This is a genomic window from Luteibacter sp. OK325 (assembly GCF_003050935.1).
In the GTDB taxonomy this organism is placed as follows: Bacteria; Pseudomonadota; Gammaproteobacteria; order Xanthomonadales; family Rhodanobacteraceae; genus Luteibacter.
Map to the genome: position 1 here is coordinate 26246 of NZ_QAOX01000004.1, position 18994 is coordinate 45239.

At 63.4% G+C, this 18994-nt stretch carries 12 protein-coding genes; 5 read left to right on the forward strand and 7 right to left on the reverse strand.

Annotated elements, in window-relative coordinates; genetic code table 11:
- The first annotated feature begins 4 nt into the window (after positions 1–4).
- Positions 5–3025 (forward strand): TonB-dependent receptor, encoded by a 3021-nt coding sequence (locus tag C8J98_RS10155; protein ID WP_107913096.1) that lies wholly within the window; start codon positions 5–7, stop codon positions 3023–3025.
- A 10-nt stretch (positions 3026–3035) separates the two neighbouring features.
- Positions 3036–4979 (forward strand): CocE/NonD family hydrolase, encoded by a 1944-nt coding sequence (locus tag C8J98_RS10160; RefSeq protein ID WP_107913097.1) that lies wholly within the window; start codon positions 3036–3038, stop codon positions 4977–4979.
- A gap of 187 nt (positions 4980–5166) precedes the next feature.
- Here C8J98_RS10160 and C8J98_RS10165 read toward each other — a convergent pair whose 3' ends face one another.
- The 6 genes from C8J98_RS10165 to C8J98_RS10190 form a co-directional block, all read right to left on the reverse strand.
- Positions 5167–5679, reverse strand: a complete 513-nt coding sequence (locus C8J98_RS10165) for a hypothetical protein (RefSeq protein ID WP_107913098.1) — start codon at positions 5677–5679, stop codon at positions 5167–5169.
- 146 nt (positions 5680–5825) lie between these two features.
- On the reverse strand, positions 5826–6764 hold the full coding sequence (locus C8J98_RS10170) for a LysR substrate-binding domain-containing protein (RefSeq protein ID WP_107913099.1): 939 nt from the start codon (positions 6762–6764) through the stop codon (positions 5826–5828).
- The gene (gene hemH / locus C8J98_RS10175) at positions 6755–7762 is read right to left on the reverse strand and encodes a ferrochelatase (RefSeq protein WP_107913100.1); all 1008 of its coding nucleotides are present in this window, start codon (positions 7760–7762) and stop codon (positions 6755–6757) included. Before hemH ends, C8J98_RS10170 begins: the two co-directional genes overlap by 10 nt.
- A gap of 174 nt (positions 7763–7936) precedes the next feature.
- The gene (locus C8J98_RS10180; protein ID WP_107913101.1) at positions 7937–9373 is read right to left on the reverse strand and encodes a catalase; all 1437 of its coding nucleotides are present in this window, start codon (positions 9371–9373) and stop codon (positions 7937–7939) included.
- A 341-nt stretch (positions 9374–9714) separates the two neighbouring features.
- On the reverse strand, positions 9715–9927 hold the full coding sequence (locus C8J98_RS10185) for a 4-oxalocrotonate tautomerase family protein (protein WP_107913102.1): 213 nt from the start codon (positions 9925–9927) through the stop codon (positions 9715–9717).
- Positions 9928–9935: 8 nt separating this feature from the next.
- The gene (locus tag C8J98_RS10190) at positions 9936–10670 is read right to left on the reverse strand and encodes an SDR family oxidoreductase (protein ID WP_107913103.1); all 735 of its coding nucleotides are present in this window, start codon (positions 10668–10670) and stop codon (positions 9936–9938) included.
- Between the two features lie 97 nt (positions 10671–10767).
- Between C8J98_RS10190 and C8J98_RS10195 the strand changes: the two genes are divergently transcribed.
- A complete protein-coding gene (locus C8J98_RS10195; protein WP_107913104.1) occupies positions 10768–11685 on the forward strand; it encodes a LysR family transcriptional regulator in 918 nt (305 codons plus the stop codon).
- Positions 11686–11784: 99 nt separating this feature from the next.
- Here the strand turns inward: C8J98_RS10195 and C8J98_RS10200 are convergent, their stop codons facing one another.
- Positions 11785–17286 (reverse strand): autotransporter outer membrane beta-barrel domain-containing protein, encoded by a 5502-nt coding sequence (locus C8J98_RS10200; RefSeq protein ID WP_158272671.1) that lies wholly within the window; start codon positions 17284–17286, stop codon positions 11785–11787.
- Between the two features lie 271 nt (positions 17287–17557).
- Here C8J98_RS10200 and asd point away from each other — a divergent pair, with 271 nt between their 5' ends.
- Both asd and C8J98_RS10210 read left to right on the forward strand, forming a co-directional pair.
- Positions 17558–18412, forward strand: coding sequence for an archaetidylserine decarboxylase (gene asd, locus C8J98_RS10205; protein WP_107913106.1), 855 nt, complete (start codon positions 17558–17560; stop codon positions 18410–18412).
- A gap of 126 nt (positions 18413–18538) precedes the next feature.
- Positions 18539–18985: a hypothetical protein gene (locus C8J98_RS10210; RefSeq protein ID WP_199229876.1), complete on the forward strand. Its 447-nt coding sequence runs from the start codon at positions 18539–18541 to the stop codon at positions 18983–18985.
- Positions 18986–18994 lie beyond the last annotated feature (9 nt).

Genomic DNA, 18994 nt, shown 5'->3' on the forward strand with positions numbered 1-18994 from the left:
CCCCATGAGTTCCCGCATTACCCTCCGACGCACCCTCCTCTGCGCCGCCGTCGCGGCCTCTCTCACCGGCATCGCCCACGGTCAGGCGACGTCCGGCCGAATCGCCGGCCAGGCCCCCGTTGCCGCTGGCGAAACCATCCTCATCGAAGGCAGTAACGGCATCACCCGAGAGGTCAACGTCGACTCGCGTGGTCGTTATGTCGCCGAAGCGCTGCCGCTGGCCACGTACAAGGTCTCGCTCAAGGCCGATGGCAAGGTCGTCGACTCGCGTGACAACGTCACGCTGCGTGTCGGCGCCGCCACCGATGTGTCATTCGTAAGCGGTGCCGCCGCCAGCTCGGCAGACGCCCAGGATCTGTCGGGTGTCACCGTCTCGGCCACCAACCTGCCGAAGATCGACGTCGCCACCGTCGCCTCGAGCACGGTGATCACCGCTGCCGAAATGGCCCGCCTGCCACTGGCCCGCACCGCTGAAGGCGTCGCGCTGCTCGCACCGGGCGCCGTGGCCGGCTATAGCGGCTTCAAGGGCGCCATGGGCAACTCGCTGGTGAGTTTCTCGGGTTCCTCGGTGTCCGAGAACGCGTATTACATCAACGGCATGAACACCACCGATCCGCTCAGCGGTTTCGGTGGCATCAGCCTGCCTTATGGCGCGGTCGACCAGGAAGAAGTGCTAAGCGGTGGCTACTCCGCCATGTATGGCCGCTCGGATGGCGGTGTCATCAGCCAGGTCGGCAAGCGCGGCACGAACGAATGGCATTTCGGCGCCCAGGTGCTGTGGGAACCCGATTTCGCTCGAGCCGACGCGCGCAACATCACGTTTGGCCAGAACAACCCGCATCCGCCGGGCACGATCGAACAGCGCAACGACAGGAACAACGAGTGGACCTCCACCGTCAGCGCCTACGCCGGCGGCCCGCTGATCAAGGACAAGCTCTATGTCTTCACCGCCGTGGAAATGGCGCGTAGCGAAGGCAACACCATCGGCGATATCAACCACTCCTACGACACCAAGTACACGTACAAGGATCCGAAGTGGTACGGCAAGATCGACTGGAACATCAACGACAGCAACATCCTCGAGCTGACCGGTGTCAGCCAGACGCACCGTTCGAACGGTAACAAGTACGACTACGATTACGACACCAACACCACGGGCGATTTCGTCAGCACCGATTCGACGTACAAGACCAAGGCGATGGTCTATACCGCGAAGTTCACCAGTTACATCACCGACGACCTGACGCTCACGGCGCTCTACGGCAAGTCCAAGCTCACCTATTACAACGAGCCGCCGGACACCGGCGTCACCGGCCCGTTCATCGGCAACCCGGCCGGGGAAAACCTGGCTCTCACCGGTGGCTCGCCGATCACCAATGGCCAGACGCTGGATACCGTCGACAACCCGGACCACACCTCGACCAACCGCAACCTGCGCGTCGACCTGAACTACAAGATCGGCAACCACTCGATCACCGTGGGTATCGATAACCAGGATTCACACGATATCGACGATGGCACCACCATCGGCGGTGACGGCTACGAATTGTGGTACGCGAAGCAGGACCCGAACCTCAACATCAGCGACAGCCCCTTCGTCGACAAGCCGGGCAACTACCCGGGTGGCGAAACCGGCTACTACGGCTACATCCGTCACTACAACACGCTGGCGTCGGTACGTGTGAAGCAGCGCGCGCAGTACGTCATGGACGACTGGCAGGTCTCCGACAAACTGCTGCTTTCGCTCGGCCTGCGCAATGACCAGTTCACCAACTACAACCCGACCGGCCAGGCCTACCTGCGCCTGACCAAGCCGCAATGGGCACCCCGCCTGGGCTTCAGCTACGACGTGCTGGGAGACTCCAGCATGAAGATCTACGGCAACGCCGGCCGTTACTTCCTCGCCATGCCTGCCTCGGTCGCGCTGCGCACCTCGGCCGGGTCGCTCGCCACCAACCAGTACTTCACCTATACCGGCATCGATGCCAACGGCATGCCTACCGGCATGACCTTCGTGAAGTCGGCCACCGGTGGCGCGGTGTCGCCGAACGGCGAGTACGGCCAGCCGCCCGATCCGCGGACGGTCAGCGCGAAGAACATCAAGTCCGAGTACCAGGACGAGTTCATCCTCGGCTTCGACCAGCAGCTCAATGCGTCGTGGGTGTGGGGTACGAAGGCCACGCTGCGCAAGCTACGCAACGCGCTGGATGACGTTTGCGACAACGGCGCGATCACCCGCGCCGCGGTTGCCCAGGGCGCCGATATCGATGCAACGACGGTGGGTAGCTGTTACCTCTCCAATCCCGGCCGCGCCAACGTATATCAGCTCGCCCAGCAGGGCGGCGGGTACTACAACGTCAAGGTCACCAACGACGACTTTGGCTTCACGCAGCTCAAGCGCAACTACTACGGCCTCGACACTTATATCTCGCATCCTTTCGACGGCACGTGGTCGCTCAAGGCCGATTACCTGTACTCGCGCAGCTACGGCAACACCGAGGGCCAGGTGCGTTCGGACGTGGGCCAGGGTTCGGTCTCCGCGACGCGTGACTGGGATTACGCCACGCTGATGGAATACGCCAACGGCGACCAGGCCAACGATCGCAAGCACCAGTTCAAGATCTACGGTTCGTACCAGATCACCCCGGAGTGGATGGTCTCGGCCAACCTCACCGTGCAGTCCGGCACGCCCAAGTCCTGCCTGGGTCGTTACGGTGCGGACGAGAGCGATCCGTCCGGCTACGGCAGCTATTACCACTACTGCTTCGGTGTCCCGTCGCGTCCCGGCGACAAGGGCCGCAACCCGTGGGAAGAGCTTATCGACGCGAACGTCGAGTACCGTCCGCTGTGGGCTGACCGCAAGCTGGCCTTCAACGTTTCGGTGTTCAACCTGCTCAACCAGCAGCGGGCACAGGCGCTCAACCCGGTGTCGGGTAGCACCAACTCAGTGAACGACGGTTATAACCAGGTCATCAGCTACACCCAGCCGCGTTACGCCCGCTTCGGCATCACTTACGACTTCTGACGGAGAGGTCATGCACGCACTACTGCGACTGGGTATCGTCGCGCTCGCCGCCGGGGTCCTCGCGACCCCGGCGGTCGGCGGCGAAAAGACCTATAAAGACCTGCCGACGGAAACGCCGGCCCATTTCACGCCGACGAATCCTGGCTTCGATTTCGAACGCCGTACTGTCGACATTCCAATGCGCGACGGGGTCAGGCTGCACACGGTGATCCTGCTGCCGAAGGGCGCGAAGCGCGCGGGCATGCTACTCACGCGTACGCCTTACGGGGCCGATGGCATGGGCCATCGCTCCGACAGCCCGCATCTGGGCCCGACCCTGCGCGGCTATGACAACCCGTCCGACGTGATCGTCCAGGACGGCTATATTCGCGTTCTCCAGGATATTCGCGGCAAGCACGGCTCCGAAGGCGACTTCGTGATGAACCGCCCGCCGGTCGGTCCTGGTAACCCGACCCCGATCGATGAGTCCTCGGACATCTACGACACCATCGACTGGTTGGTGAAGCATGTGCCGGAGTCCAACGGCAAGGTCGGCATCATCGGCATTTCCTACGACGGCTTCGAGGCGATGATCGCCACGATCCATCCGCACCCCGCCCTCAAGGTAGCCGTGCCGATCAATCCCATGATCGACGGCTGGATGGGCGACGACTGGTTCCACCGCGGTGCGTTCCGCCAGCAGATGATTCCCTACATCTACGGCATGGTGAACTCGCGCGAGAGCAACATCGGCTGGACCAGTGGCTACCGTGACGACTACGACCTGTACCTGCATGGCGGCTCAGCCGGAGACATCGGCCGTGCCTACGGCATGGAGGCGCTAGGCTTCTGGCAGAAAGTGCTTGCCCATCCGGCATACGACAGCTTCTGGTCGCAACAGGCGCTGGACAAGATCGCCGCGAAGGAGCCCATGACGGTGCCGACCATGCTCGTGCACAGCCTGTGGGACCAGGAAGACAATTACGGCGATATGTCGGTTTATCGTGCCCTCGCGCCGCGCGATCCCGAGCACAAGAAGGTGTGGCTGGTGATCGGGCCATGGCGGCATGCCAAGACGTGGGAGAAGGCGAACACCATCGGCGCACTGGATCTGGGCAGCGATACCGGTACGACGTTCCGTCAGGACATTCTGCGTCCCTTCCTCGCGCAGTATCTGAAGGACGATGCACCGAAGGCGGATATCGCACCGGTCAACGCCTTCGTGACCGGCGATAACACGTGGCGCAAGCTCGATACGTGGCCCTCAGCCTGCCGCTCCGATTGTGCGCCGACGATGCAGCGCTGGTATGTGGAGGCGGATGGTGGCCTTGGTGTTACCGCTCCGAGCCAGGGCTCGGACGATTACGTTTCCGATCCCGCCAAGCCGGTACCCTATCGCGTGCGTCCCATCCAGGCCTGGTCGCACGGTGCCCCGGATCAGGTCGACAGCTGGCCCGAGTGGCTGGTGGACGACCAGCGGCAGTTCGCCACGCGTACCGACGTGCTTACCTACGTCTCGCCCGTGCTGGACAAGCCGATGGGCGTCGCTGGCGAACCGCTGGTGCATCTGCTTGCGTCCACCAGTGGCACGGACAGCGACTGGGTGGTCAAGTTGATCGACGTCTACCCGGACGAAGTGGAAGAGAAGCCGTCGATGGGTGGTTACCAGCTACCGATCGCCATGGAGATCTTTCGTGGCCGTTACCGCGAGGGCTACGACAAACCCATGGCGCTCACCCCGGACAAGCCGCTGGACTACCGCTTCCCGCTGCCCACGGTGAACCACGTGTTCCAGCCAGGCCACCGCGTGATGGTGCAGATCCAGTCGAGCTGGTTCCCGTTGTACGACCGGAATCCGCAGACCTTCGTGCCGAACATTTTCAATGCGAAGCCTGCTGATTATCAGAAGGCGACGCAGAGAATCGTACGGGACGGGAACAACGGAACGTTCGTTGAATTGCCGGTCGTCAAGTAGGAAGACTGACTGGGGCCAAAGGAACATCGCCGATAAATCGGCTCCTACCAAACAAGGTCGTCCAACCTTGCAGGAGCCGATTCATCGGCGATCCGGCAGCCGCCGGCCCGCTGCCGACCGACGCCGGGCCCTACACAACGGAGGGAGCTAGCGCCTCACCCTTCGCCGCTCGTGCGGACCTGATGCCTTAAGGCGTCCGGATATTGTCGATCGCGACATATTCCGGTCCGTCTTGCGTGACATAGATAGTCACCGCGGTCACATTGCCTTTCTCTGGTGCCTTGCACTCAGCCGCCCCGTTGGCTCCGTAGAAGGCCTTCTTCTCACCGGCGCCATTCGTATACGTGCATGAGTAAGAAGGCGGAGCTTGACCGGCACGCACCACCGCGAAATCGAACGATACGCTGGGCTGGGGCCCGGCCAGGGTAATCACCGCTTTTACCGTCTTATCTTGCCTCTCTACCTGCAGGTTGCTGCCCTTTACGTTCCCCCCGGGGGTGCCTGTGTTCGAGATAGTCAGGGCACTCTCCGCCGACGTCACCGTAATTCCGTCCCCACTGGTCGTAGTCATCCAGTGGCCGACCTTGAAACTGTCAAAGTTGGTCAGGTTCCGGCTCGGCGCTTCGTCGGCGATAACCGAAAAACTCGCACTCGAAACGACCAGCAAAGCGGAGACACACAACGCGAAATTCCGTTTCATGACAAATCCTTGGTTTTTGGGCGTCACGACCGACGCCAACCGACATTGCCATAGGCAACGCAGCCGCCGCAGAACTCTTGATACGTCGATCCGGAACGCGGTGCGTATCTCTCTGATCCGTACCAGAAAACCCTATCTTCCCGCCATCAGGCGATGAGTTGCGACGGTCTGGATACCCGCAGCGTGGCGGCCAATGCTCGAAAATCGTCCGCGCGGGGATCTGACTTACGCCAGGCCAGCACGATGGTCCGCGCAAACTCTTCCGGCAGCGGCAGATAGCGCATGCCCTGAACCTGCGTTGTCGCAAGCTGGGGCATCAGCGTGCACCCCTCGCCAGCGGCAACCATATACCGCAGCATCTCAAGGCTGGTGCCCTGCCGTTGGTCGGGAGCGACGTCATCGCAAGCAGCAAGCGCTTGGTCGCGCAGACAATGACCCTCTTCGAGAAGCAGACGTTCACGGGGTTTGAGCGACGCCCAAAGATCGCCGGCTTCTGTCGTAGCCGGATGATCGTCACGACAGGCGAGTCGGAACGGCTCCTGGAAGATCGCCACGCAACTTACCTGCGTGTCGGTAACGGGCGCGGACATGAGTACGACATCCAGTTCGCCACGGATCAAGGCATAGACAAGATCGTCCGTCTTACCCTCGCCCAGCTCGAGCGATACATCGGGGAAAGCCTTCTGGATGTCTCCCAACACATGCGGAAAGTAGTACGGACCGAGCGTCGCGATTGCCGATAGCCGCAACGCGCCGCCGAACGCTCGCTTCGGGCGCAGCGCCATATCAAGTAACCGTCTCCCTTCGACCAGCACCTTGCGCATCTGGTCCACCAGGCGAGCGCCCTGCTCCGTCACCAGGATCCTTCGCGTCGTTCGCTCGAAGATGACGGTACCCAAGCGGGTCTCCACGCGACGGATCTGCACCGAGAGCGAGGGCTGCGTCACGTGGCAGCGTTCGGCAGCACGCATGAAGTTGCCCAGATCTGCCACCGCAACGACGTACTCGAGGTCGCGTAGCGAAAGTCCGGCGAGGTTGTCCTGATCGGCGACCACCTCAAGACGCGTCGCGTACTTCACAGCCATCCCTGCGTCTCCTCCAGCACGCGATCACACAACACCGCCATGCCGTCGTCGCTGTCGTTGAGGCAGGGAATCAGCGTGAATACCTCACCACCTGCCTCCCGGAAATAGTGCGCGTTCTCGCGACCGATCTCATCGATCGTCTCGATGCAATCCGCCGAGAAGCCCGGGGATATCACGGCGACGCGACGGACACCCTCGTGGGCGAGTTGGCGCATGGTGGCGTCGGTGTACGGCTGGAGCCAGTCCGCATAACCAAATCGCGACTGGTAGGTGATACGGAAACGTGTCGGCGGAAGGTTCAAGGCGTCGCGAAGCAATTCGCCGGTGTGCTGGCACTGCTCGTAATAGGGATCGCCCAGGGCAATGTTGCGCTGGGGAATGCCGTGGAACGAGGCGACGATCACCTCAGGCTCCTCCGCGAAGGTTTCCAGCGTGGTTCGGACGGAACGGGCCAGCGCTTCGATATACGACGGTTCGTCGAAGTACGAAGGCACCACGCGCACCGCCGGCTGGTTGCGCATACCGCGTAACACCTCGAACAGCTTGTCGTTAGCCGTCGCCGTGGTCGTCGCGGAATACTGCGGGTAGAGCGGGAACATCAGGATACGGTCACAACCCTCGGCGGTCAGGCGAGCTATGGCATCCGGGATGGAAGGGTTGCCATATCGCATGCCCCAGTCGACCGCCACACGATCATCGCCGAACATCTCCGCGGCCCAGGTCCCGAGTTTCCTCGCCTGGTTTCGGGTCACGGTCTTCAGCGGGCTCTCGTCGAGTTCCCGGTTCCAGATTCGCGCGTAGTCCCTGCCTTTGACGGCGGGACGACGGAGCAACACAACGCCTTGCAGGATCGGTTGCCAGATGAATTTCGGAAGTTCGATCACGCGCTGATCGGAAAGGAATTCGGCGAGGTAACGGCGCACGGAGGTGTAGTCGGTGCCGTCGGGTGTGCCGAGGTTGGATAGGAGGATGCCGACCTTGCCTCGGGTCACCGACATCGGTGCACGCGTTTGGAGTCGGGTCTTCGACGCCGTGGTTGGCGCGGTTTCGGTGGGTGTTGTTCGCCGCTGAAGCGGCTCCCACAGGGGTCTGGTGTGACTGGCGGTGGTCATGCTGTGGCTCCGGCTTTGACGAGAGGGGCCATGGCTGGCCCCTCTGCTTTGCTTTCGCTATCAACCGAGCCTTACGACGGCCTCGGCGATGCCCTTGCCGTAGTCCGGGTGGCAGGCCGTGCAGTTGTCGATATGGCGCTGGACCACCGGCTGCGAAGCACCCTTGATGGCGCGGGCCGTGTTATCGAACAGCACCTGCTTCTGCGCCGGGGTCATCAGTTCGAACAGCTTGCGAGGCTGCGAGAAGTAGTCGGTGTCTTCGCGATGGTTCCAGCGCTTGGCCACCGTCTCGCCGATTTCCAACGGCGGCTCGGAGAAGTCCGGCTGGGCTTGCAGGGCGCCACGACTGTTCGGCTCGTAATGCGTCGAACCGCCGCCGTTGCCGTCGACGCGCATCGCGCCGTCACGGTGATACGAGTGGACCGGGCAGCGCGGCGCATTCACCGGAATCTGCGCGTAATTCACGCCGAGACGGTAGCGCTGTGTGTCGCCGTAGGAGAACAGGCGGCCCTGGAGCATCTTGTCCGGCGAGAAGCCGATGCCCGGCACGATCACCGCCGGCGCGAACGCGGCCTGCTCGATATCCTGGAAGAAGTTCTCGGGATTCCGGTTCAGTTCAAAGAAGCCCACTTCGATCAGCGGGTAATCGCCGTGCGGCCAAACCTTGGTCAGGTCGAACGGGTTGTATGGCGTATTGGCCGCTTCGGCCTCGGGCATGATCTGCACGAACAGCGTCCAGCGTGGGAATTCCTTGCGCTCGATGGCTTCGTACAGGTCGCGCTGGTTGCTCTCGCGGTCCTTGGCGACCACCTGCCCGGCTTCGTCGTCGGTCAGGTTCTGGATACCCTGCTGGGTCTTGAAGGTGAACTTTACCCAGAAGCGCTCGTTGTTTGCGTTGATGAAGCTGTACGTGTGGCTGCCGAAACCATGCATGTGACGGAACGACTTCGGCACACCGCGCTCGCTCATGACGATGGTGACCTGATGCAGCGCCTCGGGCAGCAGCGTCCAGTAGTCCCAGTTGTTGTCGGCGCTACGCATGCCCGTGCGCGGGTCGCGTTTGATGGCGTGGTTGAGGTCCGGGAACTTCAGCGGATCGCGGATGAAGAACACCGGCGTGTTGTTGCCGACCAGGTCCCAGTTGCCCTCTTCCGTATAGAACTTCATGGCGAAGCCGCGGATGTCGCGCTCGGCATCGGCCGCGCCGCGCTCGCCGGCCACGGTCGAGAATCGGGCCATCATCTCGGTAGTCTTGCCCACGTCGGAGAAGATCTTCGCCCGGGTGTACTGCGTGATGTCATGGGTGACCGTAAACGTACCGAAGGCACCGGCGCCCTTGGCGTGCATGCGGCGCTCGGGAATCACCTCGCGGTCGAAGTGGGCGAGCTTCTCGAGGAACCAGACATCCTGCAGCAGAGCCGGGCCACGCGGGCCGGCGGTCATCGTGTTGTTGTCGTCGGCGACGGGGGCGCCGAAGGCGGTGGTCAGCTTACTCATGGGTCTTACCCTTGCTGTGTTCGTGGGAGAGGCGAGCGGCGGGGCCGCGACGTGGACGCAACGTTAGGCCCCGTCGACTGATTAGGGAAATTCATATTTGTGACGGGGGCGATAGGGATTGACTATGGATAGTCAGACACCTTTCGCCCAATAGGATCAGGCACACCCCCTCTCCGGCGATTGGATATCTCCGCCCCTGTAGGAGCCGATTCATCGGCGAATGGGTGCGTGCAGCAACCCGGCCCGCTGCCGCGGGATCGCCGATGAATCGGCTCCTACAGGGAACCGAGGCAATAAAAAACGCCGCTGAGTTGCCTCAGCGGCGTTTGGCTTTTCGGCTATCAAACCGGCCCGGGATTGGGCGGCCGCAGCTTCGATGTGGGCAATCCCTTGTAGCCCCAATCTTCCATCGGCACCTCGTCGATGACCACGAAAGTCACTTCCGGCGGCTTGCCGAGGACGCGCTGGAGCGTCTCGGTGATTTCGGCGATGACCTGGGCTTTCTGCTCAGGCGTATTGCCTTCTTTAGTGATGCGAACGTTGACGTAAGGCATGTTGGCGATTACCAGCGGCCGGCGGTGCCGCCGCCGTCGACCGGCAGGACCACGCCATTGATGAAGGAAGCCTGCGCGAGGTAGACCACGGCCTCGGCGATCTCTTCCGGCGTACCCAGGCGCCCTGCGGGGTTGAGGGCGCTGAGGAATTCATGCGTTTCGGGCGAGTGCATCGGCGTGTCGATGACGCCCGGAGCCACGGCATTGACGCGAACGTTGTGGCGGGACAATTCGATCGACAGGCCACGCGTCACGGCATTCAGGCCGCCCTTGGTCAGTACCGCCATCGTGCCGGGCACGTTGCGATCGGGCTGCATGCCCACGGACGCCGTCACGTTGACGATGCTGCCTTCGTTGCGAGACACCATGTGACGGGCAACCACCTGCGTCGGATAGATGAAGCCACGCAGATTGGTGTCGATCACCGCGTCGATCTCGGCCGCCGTAAAGTCGATGAAATCCCGTGCGACGAAGATACCGGCGTTGTTGACCAGTACGTCGACCTTGCCGAAGGCCTCCAGCGCATGGTCGAGAAGGCGCTCAGCGGTTTCCGGCAGGCTGATGTCGCCGGCCACGCCGAGGAACCGATCGGAGTTACCCAGTTCGGCATGCGCGGCATCCAGGCGTTCCTGGGTGCGGGCGTTCCCGACCACGTTGTAACCGAGGTCGAGGAAGGCTTTTGCGATGGCGAAGCCAAGGCCACTGGAGGCACCGGTGACAATCGCGGTCTTGTTGCTGCTCATAGGTTTGGACTCCGGATGACTGGAACACAATCTATTGCTGCGGCGGGCGGTGATAAATAAGATCCGGGACACAAGACTCATTACACGGTGTAACGCTATGCAAAGGCAGTTCGACGACCTGATGCTGGGTAGCATCGAACTGTTCTGCCTGGCCGGTGAGCTTGGCGGCTTCACGGCGGCCGCCACGGCGGCGGGGGTCACGCCAGCGGCCGTGAGCCGCTCCGTGGCTCGCCTGGAGGCGCGGCTGGGCGTTCGCCTGTTCGTCCGTACGACCCGGAACATCCGCCTCACCGAAGCCGGTCGCGTCTATCTGGACCAGAGCCGCCTGGCCCTTGCCCAGTTCACCGAAGCCGAGCAGATGGCGACAGGCCAGCAAGGACGCGCCGCCGGTCGCCTGCGCATCAGCGTACCGACCACGTACGCGCACCATCGCCTGCTGCCGCTCTTGCCAGCGTTTCACGGCGAGCACCCGGATGTCCTTCTCGACCTGCATATAAGCAATCGCAACATCGCCTTCGCCGATGACGCGTTCGATCTCGCCATTCGTGTCCGCGCGCAGGCGGACTCCACGATGATCGTGCGCCACCTGGAAGATGCGGCGCTTGTAGTAATCGCCTCTCCCGCCTACATGGAACGCAGGCGAGCACCGCAGACACTTGCCGAACTTGCGACGCTGGAGTGCATCCAGTTCGACCTGCCCAGCAGCGGGCGACGCATTCCGTGGTTGTTCCACGAGAGCGGCGACGACGTGGAATTCGAAGCGGAGAGCGCGTTCACCGTGGGTGAGGATGTACTGGGCGGGGTGACGCTTGCCCGTGCGGGCGCCGGCGTTTTTCAGACGTATCGGTTCATCGTCGAGCGCGACCTTGCCGAGGGCACGCTCGTTGAATTACTGCCGCAACTGGGCGGGCGATCACGACCGTTCAACCTGCTTTATCCGCATAGCCGGTTCGTGCCGCTGCGGGTGCGGGCGTTTATTGATTTTCTGACCGGGCGTGTGGCTGTTGACCATTGAGTTGTCGCGAACCCATCGCCGATGAATCGGCTCCCACAAGGAGCAAGGTTAATCCGCCGAAGCCCGCTCATGTGGGAGCCGATTCATCGGCGATAGGCGTCAGAAGTCCCAGCGAGCCCCCAGATTGAGCCCCCAACCCCGCGTACCCGCATCGCCAAGGTTCTTCTGCCAGTCCGCCTCGCCATAAATGGACAACCGGTTGGCCCAGCCCACGGTCCCGCCGAAACCAATCTCGCCCATGCGACCGAAGCTTCCGCCGGTGAACTGCTGGGTGAGATCGAGCCCTTCAGCACCAACGTCGACCTTCGTGTTGCCACCCCAGCCGCGGATGTAATTCACCCGCACATAGGGTGTCGCCTTGCGACCGCTGTCGCTGACCCAGGTGCGGTCGAAGCGCAGCCCCGCCCGGCCGATGGTCTGCTCGAACGTCTGGTAGTGCGTCGTCACACCGTCGAGATCCACCTGGTCATGCAGGCTGATGTTCTGCCGCGACAGCTGCAACTGAGGCTCGAGTTCCCAACCACCGTCGAAGCGCCACGGGTAACCCGTTTCCACGGAGCCTGTCCACCCGGACGCACGTAAACGCGCCGCGCCTTTCGCGCGTGCGGTGTCGACATCACCCTGCTGCCGGTCGCCGGAGGCGACGACATCGACATAGAAACCGTTCGCACGCTGCCAGGTAACGAACATGGCGAAGGAGTTGCCGTAGAACTTGACATGGCTGTGGCCATCCACGGCCCTGGGGTCGAGGTCCGTCGTGCCATGCGTATACGCGATGCCCGCGTGCAACGTCGAAGCATCGGAATCCAGGGCGAAGATGTTCGCACCGACCTGCACGGCGCGTGTGTCCACGTCGGCGTCGTAACCGAACTCCTTGAACGAGCGGTTGGTGGAATACGTGTAGTCGCCACCGATAAAGCGTACGAACGGCTCGCCACCCAGCCCTTCACCCATATCGTCCATGTCGCGGATCTCGCCGAGACGGCGATGCAGGTTGTCGACGTTCTGGTAGCTGTACAGCGCCAGGGCCGAGGGCGAAACGATATATGCCGGCACCTGTGGAACCACTGCCGGCCGCGCATTCGACGGCGGCAACGATTCCACCGTGGGCATGATGTCCGGTGTCCCGGGCGGCGCCCCAGCCGGAGGCGGTGTCGTCCCGGGCGGCGACGGTGGCGCGACGTAAGCCACACCGGCAGGAGGTGTGGGGGCCGGTGTAATCGTGGTGGGTGCGGGACACGGGCCATCGCAGACCAGCACATTGGCAAGCCTATAGTCCCAGAAGTCGTTGCCTGACGTGGTGCCGCCAACGACACGCTGCGACGCTTCGCTGCTGCCGGGTGAGAAAGCGTACAGCCCATACTGCCACGGACCGACGGCAAGGTATCCACCATTGAGACGGAAGGCGCCGCCGGTCGACGCGCCGGCTACCTGCACGACGGAAATGCCCTCGTTCGAGCTGACGTAGCCATTCACATCCGCATCGGTCAGCGCGCCCGTGCTTGCTGTCGCGGGGGTGATATTGAGCGTTGTCTCGCCACTGGCATCGCCCTGCACGAGCAGGCGATCGGTCGACTGGTTGCCAAGTGCACCGCCCGCATTGACGTCCGTGACGAAATTAATGTGACCGTTATCGCCGATGTACGAGCCATCGATGGTCAGGCTGTTGCCTGGTGAACCGGTCCCGTTGGTGAGATCGATAGTGCCCGCGTTGCTGACGTTGGCCGATCCGGGCGATGCACCCGAGATCACCGGATGCACGCCGTCACCGGCAAACAGCGTCGATGTCGGATCGATCGTAATGTCGCTGTTCGCAAGGTGAACGTTGTCGGTAAGGGTGAATCCCGCACCGTTCGCGAAGGCGATGGTGTTCCAGCCAGTCCCCAGGTTGATGCCTTTACCCAGGGTATCGGTCACGAACGAACCACCGCGTGCCTGCGTGCCGTCGAAGTTCAACGTATTGCCGCCGCCCGTCCCGGCCAAAAGGTGATACGTGCTGGAGGTATCGACGTTGCCAACGGTCGCCACGTTGTTCGCGCCGTCACCCATCGTGATACCGCCATCGAGCGTGCCGCCTGTCCATGTGACGCTGTCGCTGCCACCACCGGTGGCGACATCGCCCTGGATCGATCCGGCGGTGATGCCTACCGTGTCATTTCCGGCGCTCCCGCGCACGGCAATCGCCGCTGGCGATACCGCGGTGATCGCGCCGCTGTTGCTGAAGCTTGTACCCGGGCCGTTGGACAGGTCCACCACCGGCGCGGTGGTACTCACCGAGCTAAGGTTGCCGCTGTTGACGACCGAAGACGCCGTGCCCGCAAGCAATGCGGGCCCGCCTGCGGCACTGAGGATATTGACCGTGGCGGCGCTGGTCACCGCGCCCGTGGTCAGCGCCTGAATACCCGTCGCACCGGCACCGTTGCCGTTGACGACGAAGCCCGGACCGATGGCGAGGTCAGTGCTGGCCGCACTCCCGTCCGCACGACGGAATGCGTATCCGACGCCAGCCCCGTCTACCTGGACGGTCGCCGTCGATGCCGGATCGATCGACGTCGCCGTGCGCAGGCCCGCGCCATTGCCGACGCGCAGCGTGGCACCGCTCAGGGTGATCGCGCCGATCTCGGCCGCATTCTCGATCGCATTACCCGTACCCAGCGTGGTGATCGTCGTGCCCGTCGCCGTCAACGATGTCGCGCCGGTGTCGAGCAGGACACCGTGGGCCGAACCGTTCGTGATGATGGCCGAGTCGCCGGCACCGAGCGCGAGGCCGGCGCCACTGATCAGCTGCACGCCCGCGACGCCGTCGTCCACCATGATCGATCCGGCCGGGTTCAGGCGTTGCGTGCCCGCTCCCTCCACGCGCACACCGGTTCCGTTCAGCACATGAATCGTGCCGTTGTTGGCGAACGTGCCGCCCGTGCGCAGGATGGCACCCGTCGCCGCCGGCCCGCTCAGGTTCACGGCGGCTCTGTTGGTGGCAGCCGCATTCGTCTCCACGATAAACCCCGTGGCGTTGGCCCCGGTGAAGTTCATCGCGCCGGCATTCGACAACGAGGCGCCATTGCGCGCGATGTACCCGGTCACGCCGCTCTGCGACGACGTCAGGCTGGCCAGGCTGTTGAGCGACGTGCTGCGCACCACTCCACCGGAATTCGCTCCGGTAAGGTCATGCTTCTGGCCGTCGGCGATGCCGGCGATGGCACCGGCACCGGTTAGCGACATGGTCGTGGCTGCATCGATCGTGGCCGTGGAGCCACCTTCGGCGACGACACCCTGCGCCGCAGCACCTGAAACGGCGATGTTCGCGTTACGCGTGTTCAGCACCGACCCGGCCCCCGTACCGAGGATGCCGGTGGACTGCGCACCCGAAGCACTCATGGTCAGCCCGGTGCCGTCGAAGTCGGCACCGCTGTCGAGCCGGAACAAGGTGGACTGAGCTGTCGATACGTCGAGGTTCGAGCCACTGTTGACGTTGATATGCGCATCGTTACCGAACGCGAAGAAGCCGATCTGCCTGGTCCCGCCGGAAAACGTAGGAGCCGCACCCGCCGCCACATCCACCGTCGCGCGACCACGCGCGTGGATGCCGATGGCACCGTCACCGAGCAGGTGGACGGCCCCCTGAACGTTGGCGCGCGCCGTTCCCGTGCCCTGCCCCTCGGCCCACACGCCGAAGTTACGGGTTCCGCTCGAGGGATCGGCACCACCGGCGACATTGATCGTGCCAGTCGACCGCACGGTCGATGCCGCCGCGGTCGTTGATAGCGCCTTGATCCCGACGCCGTTAACACCATTGACGTTGACCGTTCCGCTGTTCACCACGACACCGGTAACGCCACCGTTCTGGACAAGAATGCCGTCGTTTTCGCGGGGCACAGCGGCCGCCCGGCCGTTTACGTTGATCGTGCCGGAACTGGTGACATTCGCCGTGGGCGAGGTCACCAGGATGCCCGCTGCATTCTGCGTAAGGCTGCCGATGGTGATGTTGCCCTGGTTGTTCACCGTGCCACCTGTGGCGACATTGATACCGGTGGTCACCGCCTGTTGATTGATCGCCACGTCCGCGGGCGCGACCGCCGGATCCTGTTGCGGGCCACGACCGATGTAGATCGTCCCGCCAGCGGCATTGGTGAAGTTTGCGGTCGCGTCGTTGATGTACACGCCATCCATCGAGCCGTTGGAACGTGAGCCGGTGACACCGACGTTGACGATGCCGCTATTGGTAGCGCTCGCACCGGCACCGATGCGAATACCGGTCGACTTGCCCGCCCCGTTGGAGTTTCCGGTCGCCAGGTTGAGAATGCCTGCGTTGGCGAAGCTGCTGTTCGACTGCACGTCGACCACGTTGGAGCCAAACTCGCCGTTGGTTATCAGCGCGCCGGCACCGACGGCCTGGCGGAAGAAATTGCCGTTGATCACGCCGTTGTTCGTCCCTGAACTGCCGGTGGTGAGGATCACCGCCGAGCCGTCACCCGTCGTGTGGGTGGTGGCCAGGGTTCCCTGGATGTTCACCGTGGCGCCGCCTTCACCGCGTACCGCACCGTTGTTCGCGTTCACCACCTCAAGCGTGGCGCCCGGAGCGATCGTCCCGTGCGCATTGGCGCCTACCAGGTGCATCACGATGCGATTGCCGATCGGTTGCGCGACTTCGTCAGGCGGGCTGTCGGCACTCTGTCCGTAGGTGATCTGCTCCGTGGTGAACGTATAGCCGCGGGAGAACAAGGTGTTGTACTGGGCCGGGTCGAGATTGCCGGCCTGCAACTGGGCGATCAGGAAGTTGTTGTACGTCCGCAGGTCAGCATCGTTGTTCACCGTGTGCGACGAGGTCACGCCATCGGTGGTGGTGACGTTGAACGTACCGCCATAGTGCGCGACGAAGGACACGCCGAAATTGTTCGGAACCGTCGGGTTGGCTACCGCGCCGGTGAAGGTGATCCGGTTGTTGGAGGTCCAGTCGATGTTGCTGGCCGCGCTGCCCGTGCCGTCGGCATAGAAGAGCGACGATTGCTTGGCGGCTATCGTCCAGCCATTCGTCGCCGCCGTGGACGCTGCGCCGCCCGTACCGATGTTGACGTTGAGTGTCCCGCCTGCAGACGTGACCGTGCCCACGCGCGCGTTGATGTACTGCTGGTTATTGACGTTGACCACGTCGGGGACCGTGGTATTGAGGTCCACCGGCGCCGTGGGGTTGAGGTTGGCCGTGGCGTAGGTCGACACGACGCGACTTCCACCCGTGATCGGATCGGGCACGCTCACGCCGAAATTCTGGCTGCCGGGGTTCAGCCGCGCAGCACCGATCCATTGCGTACCGGTGAGCAACCGCCCGAGGGAATTGAGTGCGCCGAGCGTGGTGTTGCGGGTGCCCGAGTCGCCGGCGGCGAACAGCTGCGGCCCGGATAGCGTGACCGTTCCGCCACCGGGAACGACGGTCTGGCCGACCAGATTGTCGTTGACCGTGGGATCGTACCCCGGGAGGGTCACGACCTGCGCATCGGCTCGCCAGGGGAGCGAAGCCAGGGCAGCCATGACGGCAAGGAACAGTACATCGTGTCGCCGGGCAACCCCATGGGGTTGCCCGGACGTCGTGTGGTGCTTTTTCATTGTCGTGTACCCCGTTCCACCGCGTCCCAGTGGTGTGGTGCACGTCCTGACATCCCTGATCGCCAGCAAGGCGGAAGTCCCCCTTCCCTCCGCTCCCGCCGTGGTCGCCATTGACCCACGTGCGAAGCGGCGATTCGCACGTTACCGTTGCGAACCTGCCCGTGGGCTCTTCATAAGCGTGATCCGATGAAGAAAACGTAGATGCAGGGATCACCGCCGGTAAACAGACACCGGGCTGAACCCTGTCGCAACCTCCCCTATACTCCCGCCGATGAAGCCAACCGTCCTGCTGCAGTACCTCCTCCCGCACCGCTTCCTGTCGCGCATCGTCTACTGGGCGACCCGGTGGGAATGGACGCCGTGGAAGAACTTCCTGATCGGGGAGATCGTGCAGCGCTATGACGTGGACATGAGCCAGGCAGCCCAACCGGACCCGCTCAGCTACGCGCATTTCAACGCGTTTTTCACCCGAAAGCTGAAGCCCGGGGCGCGCAGTGCCGACCCGGACCCGCAAGCGATCCTCTGCCCGGCGGACGGACGCATCAGCCAGTCGGGACGCATTCGCGACGGCCGGATCTTCCAGGCCAAGGGCCAGGAATACACCGCCGCCGAGCTGCTCGGCGACGAGGCCGCCGCCGCGCCGTTCCGCAACGGCAGCTTCGCCACGATCTACCTGTCCCCGCGCGACTACCACCGGGTGCACATGCCCCTGGCCGGCGAGCTGACCGGAACCACGCATGTGCCGGGGCGCATTTTCAGCGTCGCCCCCTTCGCCGTCGCCGACATTCCCCGCCTGTTTGCCCGCAACGAGCGCCTGGTCTGCAAGTTCCAGGGAGAGCATGGCCCCTTCGTCTCTGTGATGGTCGGCGCCATCCTGGTGTCCAGCGTGGCGACCGTCTGGGACGGCATGGCCATCCCGCCGTATGCCTCGGACGTCATCCGGGTGGACTGCGCGGGCCGCGATATCCGCCTCGACCGATTTGCCGAAATGGCCCGGTTCAACATGGGTTCGACGGTTATCCTGCTGTTTCCGGAAGGTTATGAGCTGGACAGCCTCCAGCCGCAACAGCAAGTGGTCGTCGGGCAACGTATCGGTCGCTGGACAGGGCCCTCGTCACACACGTGACGGCGGACGTCACTTTGTGACGAAAACGTCTTACATTTGACGTAAGGGCAGCGTATGCTTCGGGCCTCTGGTGCCCCTCGGGGGAGGGCCTGGACCGAAGAAGCATCCGTCTAGGGGAAGTCGTCCATGCGTCTCGTCAGCCATCTCATTGCCGTCAATCGCGAAATCCGCCTTCGCAGGCAGCTCGCCGATATCGAACGCGTCGTCCTGGCCCTGCCAGTGCGTGCGCATGCCGACCTGCAGCAGCTGGTACGGCGCGAAATGGAACAGGCCGCCGCCTGTGACTTCCCCCATCTGTATGGCACGCCGCCCGAAGAACGCTACAGCACCTACGGACACGGTCCGGACATCGGCCTGGGTAAGGCCCGGTCCGAAAATCCGTTGATCGCCACCCGTGGCGTGGCATTGTGGATCGCCTCGGTGTACCACGAGACGCTCGACGCCCGCCGGCCGAACATGGAAGACCTGCACCGCCAGATCCTTCGCCTGATGCGTCAGATCAAGGAGCTCTCGGCTCCCGGCCGCGCCGGTGACGCCAGCGACCGTTGGATGGAACCTCACGCCGTAGCGTGAGGCGCCCGC

Bases quoted from the DNA above. Each gene is read 5' to 3' on its own strand.
- C8J98_RS10180 (WP_107913101.1), bottom strand. From the start codon at position 9,373: ATGAGTAAGCTGACCACCGCCTTCGGCGCCCCCGTCGCCGACGACAAC.
- C8J98_RS10170 (WP_107913099.1), bottom strand. From the start codon at position 6,764: ATGGCTGTGAAGTACGCGACGCGTCTTGAGGTGGTCGCCGATCAGGAC.
- C8J98_RS10155 (WP_107913096.1), top strand. From the start codon at position 5: ATGAGTTCCCGCATTACCCTCCGACGCACCCTCCTCTGCGCCGCCGTC.
- C8J98_RS10210 (WP_199229876.1), top strand. From the start codon at position 18,539: ATGCGTCTCGTCAGCCATCTCATTGCCGTCAATCGCGAAATCCGCCTT.
- C8J98_RS10165 (WP_107913098.1), bottom strand. From the start codon at position 5,679: ATGAAACGGAATTTCGCGTTGTGTGTCTCCGCTTTGCTGGTCGTTTCG.
- hemH (WP_107913100.1), bottom strand. From the start codon at position 7,762: ATGTCGGTGACCCGAGGCAAGGTCGGCATCCTCCTATCCAACCTCGGC.
- C8J98_RS10160 (WP_107913097.1), top strand. From the start codon at position 3,036: ATGCACGCACTACTGCGACTGGGTATCGTCGCGCTCGCCGCCGGGGTC.
- C8J98_RS10185 (WP_107913102.1), bottom strand. From the start codon at position 9,927: ATGCCTTACGTCAACGTTCGCATCACTAAAGAAGGCAATACGCCTGAG.
- C8J98_RS10190 (WP_107913103.1), bottom strand. From the start codon at position 10,670: ATGAGCAGCAACAAGACCGCGATTGTCACCGGTGCCTCCAGTGGCCTT.
- C8J98_RS10200 (WP_158272671.1), bottom strand. From the start codon at position 17,286: ATGAAAAAGCACCACACGACGTCCGGGCAACCCCATGGGGTTGCCCGG.
- asd (WP_107913106.1), top strand. From the start codon at position 17,558: ATGAAGCCAACCGTCCTGCTGCAGTACCTCCTCCCGCACCGCTTCCTG.
- C8J98_RS10195 (WP_107913104.1), top strand. From the start codon at position 10,768: ATGCAAAGGCAGTTCGACGACCTGATGCTGGGTAGCATCGAACTGTTC.